The organism is Enterobacter chuandaensis, from assembly GCF_003594915.1.
Classification (GTDB): Bacteria; Pseudomonadota; Gammaproteobacteria; order Enterobacterales; family Enterobacteriaceae; genus Enterobacter; species Enterobacter chuandaensis.
The window spans coordinates 115,778-128,980 of sequence record NZ_QZCS01000003.1 but is presented as its reverse complement, the minus strand read 5'-3'; the positions used below and the strand labels follow the sequence as shown (position 1 = coordinate 128,980).

Sequence of the window (13,203 nt, the reverse complement as noted above, 5' to 3'; positions counted from 1 at the left end):
TGATCAATGGGATTTTCTTCATGACTTAACACGGCTACACTCCCAGAGCAGCAGAGATGAACGATATGCCGGTTCATCGGTCAAATTAGCACATCCAACATACAGGACAGTGGTTATGTTCAGGCAGTTGAAAAAAACACTGGTTGCGACACTGATTGCCGCAGTGACGGTCGGTCAGGTGTTGCCCGCTTTCGCTGACTCGTCCGATTCATTGCCGGACATGGGCACCACGGCAGGAAGCACGCTCTCTATTGGGCAAGAGATGCAAATGGGTGATTACTATGTGCGTCAGCTGCGCGGTAGTGCTCCGCTGATCAACGACCCTTTGCTGGTACAGTACATTAACGGGCTGGGGATGCGTCTGGTGGCGCACGCCGACTCGGTAAAAACACCCTTCCATTTCTATTTAATCAATAATGACGAAATCAACGCCTTCGCCTTCTTTGGCGGGAACGTGGTACTGCATTCAGCGTTATTCCGCTATTCAGACAACGAAAGCCAGCTGGCATCGGTGATGGCGCACGAAATTTCGCACGTTACCCAGCGTCACCTGGCGCGTGCCATGGAAGACCAGAAACGTAACGCCCCGCTGACCTGGGTAGGGGCGCTGGGCTCTATTCTGCTGGCGATGGCCAGCCCGCAGGCCGGGATGGCTGCGCTGACCGGTACGCTGGCGGGAACACGTCAGGGAATGATCAGCTTCACCCAGCAAAATGAGCAGGAAGCAGACCGCATCGGCATTCAGGTTTTACAGCGCTCCGGCTTTGACCCGCAGGCAATGCCAAGTTTCCTCGAAAAACTGCTCGACCAGGCCCGCTACTCGTCGCGTCCCCCGGAAATTCTGTTAACCCACCCGCTGCCGGAAAGCCGTCTGTCGGACGCGCGTAACCGAGCCAACCAGATGCGTCCGGTGGTCGTGCAGTCATCGCAGGATTTCTACATGGCGAAAGTGAGAACGCTCGGCATGTACAATTCCGGACGTAACCAGCTCACCAGCGACCTGCTGGATACTCTGTCGAAAGGCAACGTGCGGGAGAAGAACGCCGCGCAGTATGGCCAGGCGTTACAGGCGATGGAAGCCAGCAAATACGACGAGGCGCGTAAAGCGCTGCAGCCGCTGCTGGCAGCCGACCCGAACAATCCGTGGTATCTCGATCTCTCGACGGATATCGATCTGGGGCAGAAAAAAACCACCGATGCGATTAACCGCCTGAATGGGGCAAAAGAGATCCGAACCAACCCGGTGCTGCAGCTTAACCTGGCGAACGCTTACTTACAGGGCGGTCAGCCTGCGCAGGCCGTGACCATTCTGAACCGCTACACCTTTAACAATAAAGACGACCAGAACGGCTGGGAGCTGCTCGCCCAGGCCCAGGGTCAGCTGGGTAACCGCGATCAGGAGCTGGCGGCGCGGGCGGAAGGGCTGGCCCTGGCGGGTCGTCTCGATCAGGCAATTTCCCTGCTCAGCAGCGCCAGCTCGCAGGTGAAGCTCGGCAGCCTGCAACAGGCCCGCTACGATGCGCGCATCGACCAGCTGCGCGGTCTGCAACAGCGCTTTAAGCCGTACGAAAAGATGTAATCAAGGAGAAGTCATGACAGACGCGGTAAAAATTTACCATAACCCCCGCTGCTCCAAGAGCCGCGACACGCTCAGCCTGCTGAAATCTAACGGCGTCGACCCGGACGTGGTGCTGTATCTCGAGACGCCGCCGGACGCGCAGACGATCCGCCATCTGCTAAACATGCTGGAGATGGGCAGCGCGCGCGAACTGATGCGTCAGAAAGAAGATCTGTATAAATCACTGAATCTGGACGACGCGCATCTTACCGAAGAGCAACTGATTCAGGCTATGGTCAACAATCCAAAGTTGATTGAACGCCCGATTGTGGTGGCGAACGGCAAGGCGCGCATTGGCCGTCCGCCGGAAGATGTGCTCGACATCCTCTAGTCCTTACGCCGCAGCGCTTCCAGAAACGCCTGCGGCGTCCTTTCCCCCAGCTTTTTCTGCGTTTTTCCCCGGTTATAAAACTCACACAGCGTGACTAACACCTCTCCTGCTGGCACAGCATTCACGCGCGGAATAACGTCGCGTAATGGCACCGCCACCTGAAGCGCATTGTGTTTTTGAGGATGCGTTTTTACAGCCACATCTTTTGCAGGCTCCGTCAACTCAAATCCAAAAGTCTCAACAGATTGTATATCAGCGGGACAGGCATTCAGCAGCGCCTGCGTCCAGGTATTGAGCAACTGGGGCGAAAGACCCGCATAGAGCCGGGCATAACACCAGCCGCTTACCGGTTCGCGCGCCCAGAGCAGATGTTGTTCACCCCCATCGTCCATATGCAGGGACAAAGGTAAATGATGGAGCATCAGCATATGTGGCCGCATGCCAGCCTTCAGCGCTTTTATTCCCTGCAACGGCCTCCCTTTGAACTTCGCGGAGGCCGGTTTGAGATAGCGATTCAGCGTTGCCCTTGAAACGGGGATCCCCAGAACGTCGTTAACCATCTGCAGCAGTTCATCCAGCGGGGCACCCGTGATATCCCGCAGGGCATTGACCAGCGCAGACTGCTCCTGTCTCAATGCTTTGTGTATCACTTTTGGCGTCGTGTGGTTATCCGAAACCTGTTCACGGTTGCGCCAGCGCCTGACGGTGGTAACGGAGATCCCCAGCTCAACGGCCAGCTCTCTGTCGCTTTTATCTGACTGTTGAAGGTAGCGGCGGATGCGCGGCGTGGTGGTCGCATTGGCATGAAGTTTAATTTCCATCGCAACAACTCCGTTAACTAATCATATGAGATTTATATATCACAGGCGATTGCTTTGTGACCGATTTCACCTTTCGCTCGCCGCGCTTCACTGATAATCCACAGACATAACATAAACCATGCCACTCAATCTTGTACGGAGTTCACAATGAACAATGTTCTGGGATTTCTTGAAGCAAAACTGATGCCCCTGGCGGCCAAAACGGCCCAGCAGCGTCATCTCGGGGCCATTCGCGGTGCCTATGTTTCATTCATGCCGTTTATTATCGTCGGCTCCATCCTGCTGGTGATCTCCTCTTTCCCGAACCAAACCTATCAGCAGTTTATGTCTCAGGCCTTTGGTGAGAGCTGGAGCGCGATTATTGAAATCCCGTTCAACGCGGTGTTTTCCACTATGTCGCTGTTCATTAGCTTCCTGGTCGCCTTCCGCCTGGCGGAACACTACGGCGAGGACCGCATCTCCTGCGGCATCCTGGCGCTGGTCGCGTTTCTGATCCTGACCCCGTTTATTAAGGTGGCGGAAAACGGCGGTATTACCGTTATTCCGGTGGAATGGATTGGCAGCAAAGGATTGTTCGTGGCGATGATCGGCTCGCTGCTCTGGACGGAGCTGTTCTGCTGGCTGAAGCGCAAAAATCTGGTCATTAAAATGCCGGACGGCGTGCCGCCTGCGGTGCAGGAGTCCTTCGCGGCGCTGATCCCGGCCCTGCTGGTGATGATTCTGGTACTGGGTATCCGCATCGTCTTCGAAAACACCCACTACAACACCATCCATCAGTTTATTTATGAAGTGGTTGCCACGCCGGTGCGCCACTACGGCACCTCATACTTTGGTGCGCTGATGACCGTTTTCAGCATCACCATTCTCTGGTCAGTGGGCATTAACTCCGGCTCGATGATTAACGGCATTATTCGTCCGCTGTGGATGGAAAACCAGACCGACAACATCGCCGCGATTCAGGCGGGCACGACGCCGCCGCACATCATTACCGAACAGTTTTTTGACATGATCTGGATGGGCGGCGCGGGCGCCACGCTGTCGCTGGTGATAGCGATGCTGATTTTCGCGCGCAGTAAAAACATGCGTGAAGTGGCGCGCCTCGGCGCCGGGGCGTCGGTGTTTAACATCAACGAGCCAATTCTGTTTGGCCTGCCGGTGATCATGAACCCGATCATGCTCATCCCGTTCAACCTGGTGCCGCTGGTGCTGGTCACCGTGCAGTACGTGGCGATGAAGGTTGGCGCTGTCGCCGTCACCACCGGGGTGTTTATCCCCTGGACGCTGCCGCCGGTCATCAGCGGCTTTATCGTCACCGGGCACCTGAGCGGCAGCGTGATGCAGCTGATTAACCTGCTGATCGGCGCCATGCTATACCTGCCTTTTATGCGTATCGTGGATAAACAGTACCGCGCGGCGGAAACTGCCACCGTAACGCAAACCGACACCACCCTTGCAAAACAGGAGTAAAGCATGTGGGGAGTTATCGCCACCTGGCGAATGGCGCTTGAAGGCGTAACGGAATCTGCGTCTGCCCTCGCGGCGGGAAAACCGGTCGCTTCGGCAGTAGTCGATGCCGTCGCGGCCGTGGAAGACTTTCCGCTGTATAAATCCGTCGGCTACGGCGGACTGCCCACCGAAAACGGCGAGGTCGAGCTGGACGCGGCGTATATGGACGGCGACACGCTGGCCTTTGGCGCGGTGGGTAATCTGGTGGATATCGCCAACCCGGTGCGCGTGGCGCACGCGTTAAGTCGCCAGCGCTATAACAGCCTGCTGGTCGGCGAGGGCGCGCGGGAATGGGCGCTAAGCCAGGGTTTTGCCGACAAAACTATGCTCACCGACCGCGCGATGCAGCACTACCGCAAGCGCTGCCGCGAGACGCTGGATAAGGGCTTAAGCCCCTACGACGGGCACGACACCGTCGGCATTATCGGTCTCGACAAGCAGGGCTCGATGAGCGTCGCCACCTCCACCAGCGGCCTGTTTATGAAAAAGCGCGGCCGCATTGGGGATTCGCCGATTATTGGTTCCGGCTTTTACTGCGACAGCGAAACCGGCGCGGCCACCGCTACGGGCGTCGGAGAAGATCTGATGAAAGGCTGTACCAGCTATGAAATCGTTCGCCAGATGGCGCAAGGGATGTCGCCGCAGCAGGCGGCGGATTCCGTGGTGTTCGAACTGGAGGACAAGCTGATGTCGCGGTTTGGCCGCGCGGGCGATCTCTCCGTGGTGTGCATGAACAACAGGGGCGAATTCGGGGCCGCGACCAATATCAAAACCTTCTCGTTTGTGGTGGCGACGGCTCGTCAGCCCCTGACCGTGTTTCGCACGGAACGCCTGCGGGAGAAAACGCACTATCACGCCGTGGACGAGGAGTGGATGCAGGCCTATGCCGCGCGGATCCGCGCGCCGATTGAGGAGTCATGATGATCACGTATCAGTTTATCAGCGCGCTTTCTGACGCGAAGCCGCAAAGCCATTTCATCGCGTCCACCTCCTGTACGCTTTTGCCCGAAACGGCGCTGGTCGCGGAAATGCGCGAGTCTGACGGCATCGCAGACACGCACTTTGGCTGCGCGCCGTTTGCCCGTATCACTCTGCTGCCCGATGCGCTCTGGCATGACGCACTCACAGAAGGCCTGCTTGCCGCCCTGCGACCGCTAATTGCCTCCCCCGCCAGCGCAGATATCGTGCTGGACGTTACAAATATCGACGACGTCGTGCTGGCACAGGTGCTGCGTTTTCTCTTTAATCAGGCGCACAGGCTGAGCGACCTGAAGTTGAAGAAAACCGATGAATCGTCGGTACGCCTTACGCGCATCACCGCCCTCTGTCTGCCGGAGCAGCAGGAAAAGCTGGAAACAATTTTCCGCCAGCAGCAGGCTATCGCCCACGGCATGGTCGCGGCGCGACGCCTGGCGGATATCCCTTCCGACCGCTGCACGCCGCAGTTTATGGTCGAAGAGGCGCAAAAACTGTGTGCCGCCTTCCCCGCCCTGCGGTGTGACGTGTTGGATGAAGAGCAAATCATTGAGCAAGGGCTTGGACTGCTGCACGCCGTCGGCAAAGGGGCGACCTGTCCGCCACGTCTGCTGGCGATTCATTTTGACGGCGTTTCTGACGGCCCGGTGCGCTGCTACGTAGGTAAAGGCATTACCTTCGATACCGGCGGACTGTGGCTGAAGGAAGGCGCGGGCATGTACACCATGAAATACGATATGTGCGGTGCGGCTAACGTGCTGGGACTGATGCTGACCGTGGCAGAGCTGGCGTTGCCCGTGCGCGTGATGGGCGTGCTGGCGCTGGCGGAAAACGCCATCGGTCCGGATGCCATGCAGCCCGGTTCGGTAGCAACGGCCTGTAACGGCATCACGGTAGAAATCAACAACACCGATGCCGAAGGCCGACTGGTACTGGCGGATGCCATCGCCTGGGCCAGCCAGCGCCACCCGCAGGCACGCTATATCATTGATATGGCGACCTTAACCGGTGCGGTGGTGAAAGCGCTGGGGTATGAGCTGAGCGGGTTAATGACGCAGGACGAACTGCTGCGCGCCGCGCTGACGCAGGCGGGTAAACGGAGCGGCGATGAAGTATGGCCCCTGCCGCTGGATGCGCGGCTGAAAAAGCAGACCGACAGCGCCATCGCCGATCTGTGCAACACGCCGGCAAACAACGCGGCAATCAGCGCCTCGGCGGCGTGGCTGCTACACCACTTTTGCCCGCCGACAATCCCGTGGGCGCATCTGGATATCAGCGGTACGGCGCTGTGGCGAGAGAGTGGCAGGAGCGTGGCGTCGGGCAGACCGATTCCGCTGCTGGTTGAGCACCTGATGAGGGATCTTTAGCCGCCACCGGGCAAAAAATCAAAGCTTGAGAATATCTTTCACAAACGGAATGGTCAGCTTGCGCTGGGCGGTAATAGAGGCGCGATCGAGCTGATCGAGGGTATCAAACAGCGTGCGCATTTCGCGATCGAGACGCTTGAGCAGGAAACGGCCCACGTCCTCCGGCAGCTCAAAGCCGCGCTGCTTTGCGCGCAGCTGTAACGCCTGCAGCTTATCTTCATCGGATAACGGCTGGAGCTTGTAGATTTGCCCCCAGTCCAGACGGGACGCCAGATCCGGCAGCCCCAGATTGAGCTGGCGCGGCGGACGATCGCCGGTGATCAGCAGCCGGGTTTTACCCGATTCCAGGATGCGGTTGTAGAGGTTAAAGATCGCCATTTCCCACGGTTCGTCCCCCGCCACGCATTCGATATTATCGATGCAGACCAGCGAGAGATGTTCCATTCCCTCCAGCACCTCAGGCACGAACCAGGTACGTTTATCCAGCGGCACATAGCCTACCGCGTCACCGCGCGCCGAAAGCTCCGCGCAGGCGGCATGCAGCAGGTGGCTGCGCCCCGCGCCTTCGCGTGACCAGATATAGATGTATCCGCTGTGATCCTGGCGCAGCACGTTTTGCAGTGCAGCCAGTAAAGAGGGGTTATCACCCGGCCAGAAACTCGCGAAAGTTTCGTCGTCAGGGAGATAAAGTGGCAGAGAGAGCTGTGCCGGTCCGTTCAGAAATACCTCAACCAGAGATCTTACATAAAATCGGCGATGAGTTTATCACGGAACCAGCCGGGAGAGAACCGGGCGATCCTTCGCCCGATTAAAGGATCAATGTGGCGCTTTTTCGCTTTCGTCCGCGTCCAGTACCACTTCTTCCGGGCGGATCACCGAGATCAGCTTGAAAATCAGGCTCAGGCCCACGCCGACGATGGTTGCCAGCGCCATGCCCTTCAGCTCGGCCGCACCGATGTGCACCTTCGCGCCGCTCACGCCGATGATCAGGATAACGGAGGTCAGGATCAGGTTCTGCGCTTTGCTGTAATCCACTTTGGATTCAATCAGCACGCGAATACCGGACGCCCCAATCACCCCGTACAGCAGCAGGGAAACGCCGCCCATCACCGGCACCGGGATAATCTGGATCGCTGCCGCCAGCTTGCCCACGCAGGAGAGCAGAATGGCGATGATCGCCGCGCCGCCGATAACCCAGGTACTGTAGACGCGGGTGATCGCCATTACGCCGATGTTTTCACCGTAGGTGGTGTTTGGCGTGGAGCCGAAGAATCCGGAGATAATGGTGGAGAAACCGTTGGCAAACATGGAGCGGTGCAGGCCCGGGTCGCGGATCAGGTCGCGCTTCACGATGTTCGCCGTCACCACCAGGTGGCCGACGTGCTCGGCAATCACCACCAGCGCGGCAGGCAGAATGGTGAAGATCGCAAACCATTCGAAGCGCGGGGTGTAGAAGGTTGGCAGCGCGAACCAGTGCGCCTGAGCGATTGGGGTAGTATCCACAACGCCCATCACGAAGGAGAGCGCGTAGCCCGCCAGCACGCCGATCAGGATCGGGATAATCGCCATAAAGCCACGGAACAGCACGGAGCCAAACACCGTCACGCCCAGGGTTACCAGCGAGATAATGATGGTTTTGGAATCCGGTGACTGACCGTCCGCAGGCAGCAGGCCGGCCATGTTCGCCGCCACGCCCGCCAGCTCCAGGCCGATAACGGCAACGATGGCCCCCATCGCCGCAGGCGGGAACATCACGTCCAGCCAGCCGGTACCGGCTTTCTTCACGATGAAGGAAACCAGGCAGAACAGCACGCCACACATGATAAAGCCACCCAGCGCGACCTCATAACCCAGCGGCAGCAACAATAACACCGGCGAGATAAAGGCAAAGCTCGACCCAAGATACGCCGGGATTTTGCCTTTACAGATAAAGAGGTACAGCAGCGTACCGATGCCGTTGAACAGCAGCACGGTAGCCGGGTTAATGTGGAACAGGATTGGCACCAGCACGGTTGCGCCAAACATGGCGAACAGGTGCTGCAAACTAAGCGGGATAGTCTGTAAAAGCGGCGGTCTTTCACTCACCCCGATAGCACGGCGCGTCATAGTGTTTTCCTCTGAGATGGTTAGTTATGTGTGTTTTATTCAAAAAAAAGCCGACTATCAAAGTCGGCTTAGTTATCGTTATTCGATTATTTCGTACCAAAGATCTTATCGCCGGCATCGCCGAGCCCCGGGATGATGTACCCGTGCTCGTTCAGCCCCTGGTCAACAGACGCGGTGTACAGCTCAACGTCCGGATGCGCTTTTTCCAGCGCCGCGATACCTTCCGGTGCCGCCACCAGAACCAGCACCTTAATGCTGCTGCAGCCCGCTTTTTTCAGCAGGTCGATGGTGGCGATCATAGAACCGCCGGTTGCCAGCATCGGGTCAACCACCAGCGCCATACGCTCGTCGATGTTAGAGACCAGCTTCTGGAAGTAAGGCACCGGCTCCAGCGTCTCTTCATTACGGTAGATACCCACCACGCTGATGCGCGCGCTTGGCACGTGCTCCAGCACGCCTTCCATCATACCGAGACCGGCGCGCAGGATTGGCACCACGGTAATTTTCTTACCTTTGATCTGCTCAACCTGCACCGGGCCGTTCCAGCCTTCGATGGTCACTTTTTCTGTTTCCAGATCAGAGGTCGCTTCGTAGGTCAGCAGGCTGCCCACTTCAGAAGCCAGTTCGCGAAAACGCTTCGTGCTGATGTCATGCTCACGCATCAGGCCCAACTTGTGTTTAACGAGTGGGTGTTTCACTTCCACAATCTTCATTCTCTTTCTCCTCTGAGGTGGCATCCGCAAAAAAATCGCGGGATTATACCGCTTTTTTCGGATTAGGCCATACCCATCTTGCTTGACGTACATCAATCAAAAACAAAAAAGCCGGAGGCTGGGCTCCGGCTTGGGTGCGGGGTCTTGCCCGATGGCGCTGCGCTTACGCGGGCCTACGTGTAGTGTAGGTCGGGTAAGCGTTAGCGCCACCCGACAATTAGAGGTTGTCGCCGTTGCTCGCAATCACCTGCTTATACCAGTCGAACGATTTCTTCTTGCTGCGGTTCAGGGTGCCGTTTCCTTCGTTGTCTTTATCCACAAAGATAAAGCCGTAGCGTTTTTTCATTTCGCCGGTTCCGGCAGACACCAGGTCGATACAGCCCCACGGGGTGTAGCCCATCAAATCCACGCCGTCTTCCACCACCGCTTTTTTCATTTCGCGGATGTGCGCGGAAAGGTAGTCGATGCGGTACTGGTCATTCACCGTGCCGTCGCTCTCCTGCACGTCAATCGCGCCAAAACCGTTTTCCACAATAAACAGCGGCAGCTGATAGTGATCCCAGAACCAGTTCAGGGAGTAGCGCAGCCCGACCGGATCAATCTGCCAGCCCCAGTCGGATTTCTGCACGTAAGGGTTGGAGACCAGGCTCTTGCTCTCGTCGTAATCCAGCTGCGGGTTGTCCGCCGTCGCTTTGGTGGCGAAAGACATATAGTAGCTGAAGCCGATGTAATCCACGCAGCCCTGCTTCAGCGCGGCTTTATCTTCTTCGGTGATATCCAGCGCGAAGCCGCGACGCTCGAAGTAGTTGAGCAGATGCTGCGGATATTTGCCGCGCACGTGCACGTCGGTAAACCAGTAGCGACGGTGCATAGCATTCATCGCCATCATCATGTCGTCCGGCGCGCAGGTCAGCGGGTAGATAGGACACATGGCAATCATGCAGCCGATCTGCAGCGACGGGTTAATCTCACGCCCCGCCTTCACCGCCAGGGCGCTGGCCACCAGCTCGTAGTGCGCCGCCTGGAACATCACCGGCTCGCGGTCTTCACCCGGCGCGTACTTCAACCCGGAGTTGGTAAACGGCGCAAAGTCTTCGTGGAAGTTGGCCTGGTTGTTGATCTCGTTAAAGGTCATCCAGTACTTCACTTTATGCTGGTAGCGCTCAAAAACGACCTTCGCAAAGCGCACAAAGAAGTCGATCAGCTTACGGTTGCGCCAGCCGCCGTATTCCGTCACCAGGTGGAACGGCATCTCAAAGTGGGAAAGCGTAATAACCGGTTCGATACCGTACTTCAGACATTCGTCGAACAGATCGTCATAGAATTTCAGGCCCGCCTCGTTCGGCTCAAGCTCGTCGCCTTTCGGGAAGATACGCGTCCAGGCGATGGAGGTACGGAAGCACTTGAAGCCCATCTCGGCAAACAGTTTGATGTCTTCTTTATAGCGGTGGTAGAAGTCGATGGCCTCATGGTTAGGGTAGTTTTTCCCCTCCAGCACGCCGTTGGTGATTTCACGCGGCACGCCGTGCGCCCCCGCGGTCATGACATCGGCCACGCTCACACCCTTGCCACCCTCTTTCCAGCCGCCCTCAAGCTGGTGTGCCGCAACAGCGCCACCCCACAGAAAACCTGCTTTGAATCCTGACATTCGCTTTCCCTCATTCTGCGTTATTTTCTGCAAAAACAATTACAGAAACCGGTTTCAGTTCGATGATGTGCAAAGAGGATATTCGTTGCAAGCAGATCACCGAAACCGGTTTCATTTTCGTGAACGGAGTCAAGTTTGGCTGCATTTACAGATCCCGAAGAAAAAAAGATCCCCGCGCCGAGAATAGGCTCGCAAACGTTTGCCTGGACTGTTAGAATTGCGCCGATTTTTCTTACTAGCTATGCAATCGCGTGGGGATTTAAGCCGTGACCAACAAAACTTCTCTCAGCTACAAAGATGCCGGTGTTGATATTGACGCAGGTAATGCGCTGGTTGACCGAATCAAAGGTGTGGTGAAGAAAACCCGCCGCCCGGAAGTGATGGGTGGTCTGGGTGGCTTCGGCGCACTGTGCGCGCTGCCGCAAAAATATCGTGAACCTGTTCTGGTCTCGGGTACTGACGGTGTAGGCACCAAGCTGCGCCTGGCGATGGATTTAAAACGTCACGACACGATCGGTATCGACCTGGTCGCGATGTGTGTGAATGACCTGGTGGTTCAGGGCGCAGAGCCGCTGTTCTTCCTCGATTACTACGCGACCGGCAAACTGGATGTGGATACCGCAGCCAGCGTCATTAACGGTATCGCCGAAGGCTGTCTGCAGTCCGGCTGTGCGCTGGTGGGCGGTGAAACCGCGGAAATGCCGGGCATGTACCACGGCGAAGATTATGACGTCGCGGGCTTCTGCGTCGGCGTAGTAGAAAAATCAGAAATTATCGACGGCAGCAAAGTGGCCGATGGCGATGTGCTGATCGCCCTGGCCTCCAGCGGCCCGCACTCTAACGGCTACTCTCTGGTGCGTAAAATCCTCGACGTGAGCGGCTGTGACCCGCTGACCACCGAGCTGGACGGCAAGCCGCTGGCCGACCACCTGCTGGCCCCAACCCGCATCTACGTGAAAAACGTGCTGGAGTTGATCGAGAACGTTGACGTTCACGCTATCGCTCACCTGACCGGCGGCGGCTTCTGGGAAAACATTCCGCGCGTTCTGCCGGACAACACCCAGGCGGTGATCGACGAATCCTCATGGCAGTGGCCAGCCGTCTTCAACTGGCTGCAGACCGCAGGCAACGTGAGCTCTCACGAAATGTACCGTACCTTTAACTGCGGCGTGGGCATGGTTATCGCCCTGCCGGCAAGCGAAGCGGATAAAGCGGTTAAGCTGCTGACCGAGAAAGGTGAAAACGCGTGGAAAATCGGTACGATTAAAGCTTCCGACTCCGAACAGCGTGTGGTCATTGAATGAAAAACATCGTGGTGCTCATTTCCGGCAACGGAAGCAATTTGCAGGCCATCATAGACGCCTGCAAACAGAAGAAAATTAATGGCACCATTCGGGCAGTTTTCAGCAACAAGGCCGACGCGTTCGGCCTTGAGCGCGCGCGGGAAGCGAACATTCCGGCGCACGCGCTGGAAGCCAGTCAGTTCGCAGGGCGTGAGGCCTTTGACCGCGAGCTGGTGCAGGAGATTGACGCTTACGCGCCGGACGTGGTGGTGCTGGCGGGCTATATGCGAATCCTCAGCCCGGCCTTCGTCGAACACTACGCCGGTCGACTGCTGAATATTCACCCTTCCCTGCTGCCAAAATATCCCGGCCTGCATACCCATCGTCAGGTGCTGGAAAACGGCGACGAGGAGCACGGTACCTCTGTCCACTTCGTGACCGACGAGCTGGACGGTGGTCCGGTGATCCTGCAGGCGAAAGTGCCGGTCTTTGACGGCGACAACGAAGACGACGTGACCGAACGCGTGCAGACCCAGGAACACGCCATTTACCCGCTGGTGGTAAGCTGGTTTGTTGACGGGCGTCTGGCGATGCGCGACGGTGCAGCCTGGCTGGACGGCGTGAAGTTACCCCCGCAGGGTTATGCGGCCGAAGAGTAGTTTGCTATATCGGGTGGCGCTGTGCTTACCCGATATTCCCTCCCCCAACCTGCTAAATTCCCCAACAAAAAAAATAACTGTCATACTTTTCTGGCACTGTTGGACATATCGTGGAAATGCTCGCCATAATAAGGACGAGACGGATTTACCACGTCCTGTGATTGAACTGGAGTGTG

12 protein-coding genes are annotated in these 13,203 nt (G+C 57.3%); 7 read left to right on the top strand and 5 right to left on the bottom strand.

What is annotated here, in order from left to right:
* Nucleotides 1–115: 115 nt before the first annotated feature.
* The gene (gene bepA, locus D5066_RS06185) at nt 116–1,579 is read left to right on the top strand and encodes a beta-barrel assembly-enhancing protease (protein WP_080328458.1); all 1,464 of its coding nucleotides are present in this window, start codon (nt 116–118) and stop codon (nt 1,577–1,579) included.
* 13 nt (nt 1,580–1,592) lie between these two features.
* On the top strand, nt 1,593–1,949 hold the full coding sequence (arsC, locus tag D5066_RS06180; RefSeq protein WP_119915381.1) for an arsenate reductase (glutaredoxin): 357 nt from the start codon (nt 1,593–1,595) through the stop codon (nt 1,947–1,949).
* Here arsC and D5066_RS06175 read toward each other — a convergent pair.
* Nucleotides 1,946–2,770 (bottom strand): helix-turn-helix transcriptional regulator, encoded by an 825-nt coding sequence (locus tag D5066_RS06175; RefSeq protein WP_119915380.1) that lies wholly within the window; start codon nt 2,768–2,770, stop codon nt 1,946–1,948. The genes arsC and D5066_RS06175 overlap by 4 nt on opposite strands.
* Before the next feature lie 147 nt (nt 2,771–2,917).
* Between D5066_RS06175 and celB the strand changes: the two genes are divergently transcribed.
* From celB to D5066_RS06160, 3 genes are read left to right on the top strand one after another with little or no spacing between them, the layout of a single operon-like run.
* Nucleotides 2,918–4,237, top strand: coding sequence for a PTS cellobiose transporter subunit IIC (celB, locus tag D5066_RS06170; RefSeq protein ID WP_119915379.1), 1,320 nt, complete (start codon nt 2,918–2,920; stop codon nt 4,235–4,237).
* Between the two features lie 3 nt (nt 4,238–4,240).
* Complete coding sequence (locus D5066_RS06165; protein WP_119915378.1) at nt 4,241–5,197, top strand: glycosylasparaginase; 957 nt, start codon at nt 4,241–4,243, stop codon at nt 5,195–5,197.
* The gene (locus D5066_RS06160) at nt 5,197–6,618 is read left to right on the top strand and encodes a leucyl aminopeptidase family protein (RefSeq protein ID WP_119915377.1); all 1,422 of its coding nucleotides are present in this window, start codon (nt 5,197–5,199) and stop codon (nt 6,616–6,618) included. The genes D5066_RS06165 and D5066_RS06160 overlap by 1 nt, the downstream gene beginning before the upstream one ends.
* Before the next feature lie 18 nt (nt 6,619–6,636).
* Here D5066_RS06160 and D5066_RS06155 read toward each other — a convergent pair whose 3' ends face one another.
* The 4 genes from D5066_RS06155 to D5066_RS06140 form a co-directional block, all read right to left on the bottom strand.
* Nucleotides 6,637–7,338: a DnaA inactivator Hda gene (locus D5066_RS06155; protein ID WP_211438414.1), complete on the bottom strand. Its 702-nt coding sequence runs from the start codon at nt 7,336–7,338 to the stop codon at nt 6,637–6,639.
* A 96-nt stretch (nt 7,339–7,434) separates the two neighbouring features.
* On the bottom strand, nt 7,435–8,724 hold the full coding sequence (gene uraA, locus D5066_RS06150) for a uracil permease (RefSeq protein ID WP_080328452.1): 1,290 nt from the start codon (nt 8,722–8,724) through the stop codon (nt 7,435–7,437).
* Between the two features lie 86 nt (nt 8,725–8,810).
* Entirely contained in the window at nt 8,811–9,437 is a 627-nt protein-coding gene (gene upp, locus D5066_RS06145) for a uracil phosphoribosyltransferase (RefSeq protein WP_003860560.1), read from the bottom strand.
* Between the two features lie 217 nt (nt 9,438–9,654).
* Nucleotides 9,655–11,085, bottom strand: a complete 1,431-nt coding sequence (locus D5066_RS06140; RefSeq protein WP_080328451.1) for a 6-phospho-beta-glucosidase — start codon at nt 11,083–11,085, stop codon at nt 9,655–9,657.
* Nucleotides 11,086–11,351: 266 nt separating this feature from the next.
* Between D5066_RS06140 and purM the strand changes: the two genes are divergently transcribed.
* A complete protein-coding gene (gene purM, locus D5066_RS06135) occupies nt 11,352–12,389 on the top strand; it encodes a phosphoribosylformylglycinamidine cyclo-ligase (RefSeq protein WP_119915376.1) in 1,038 nt (345 codons plus the stop codon).
* A complete protein-coding gene (gene purN, locus D5066_RS06130; RefSeq protein WP_119915375.1) occupies nt 12,386–13,027 on the top strand; it encodes a phosphoribosylglycinamide formyltransferase in 642 nt (213 codons plus the stop codon). The genes purM and purN overlap by 4 nt, the downstream gene beginning before the upstream one ends.
* Nucleotides 13,028–13,203 lie beyond the last annotated feature (176 nt).

Bases quoted from the DNA above. Each gene is read 5' to 3' on its own strand.
- D5066_RS06160 (WP_119915377.1), top strand. From the start codon at position 5,197: ATGATCACGTATCAGTTTATCAGCGCGCTTTCTGACGCGAAGCCGCAA.
- bepA (WP_080328458.1), top strand. From the start codon at position 116: ATGTTCAGGCAGTTGAAAAAAACACTGGTTGCGACACTGATTGCCGCA.
- D5066_RS06165 (WP_119915378.1), top strand. From the start codon at position 4,241: ATGTGGGGAGTTATCGCCACCTGGCGAATGGCGCTTGAAGGCGTAACG.
- D5066_RS06140 (WP_080328451.1), bottom strand. From the start codon at position 11,085: ATGTCAGGATTCAAAGCAGGTTTTCTGTGGGGTGGCGCTGTTGCGGCA.
- purN (WP_119915375.1), top strand. From the start codon at position 12,386: ATGAAAAACATCGTGGTGCTCATTTCCGGCAACGGAAGCAATTTGCAG.
- uraA (WP_080328452.1), bottom strand. From the start codon at position 8,724: ATGACGCGCCGTGCTATCGGGGTGAGTGAAAGACCGCCGCTTTTACAG.
- celB (WP_119915379.1), top strand. From the start codon at position 2,918: ATGAACAATGTTCTGGGATTTCTTGAAGCAAAACTGATGCCCCTGGCG.
- D5066_RS06175 (WP_119915380.1), bottom strand. From the start codon at position 2,770: ATGGAAATTAAACTTCATGCCAATGCGACCACCACGCCGCGCATCCGC.
- upp (WP_003860560.1), bottom strand. From the start codon at position 9,437: ATGAAGATTGTGGAAGTGAAACACCCACTCGTTAAACACAAGTTGGGC.
- arsC (WP_119915381.1), top strand. From the start codon at position 1,593: ATGACAGACGCGGTAAAAATTTACCATAACCCCCGCTGCTCCAAGAGC.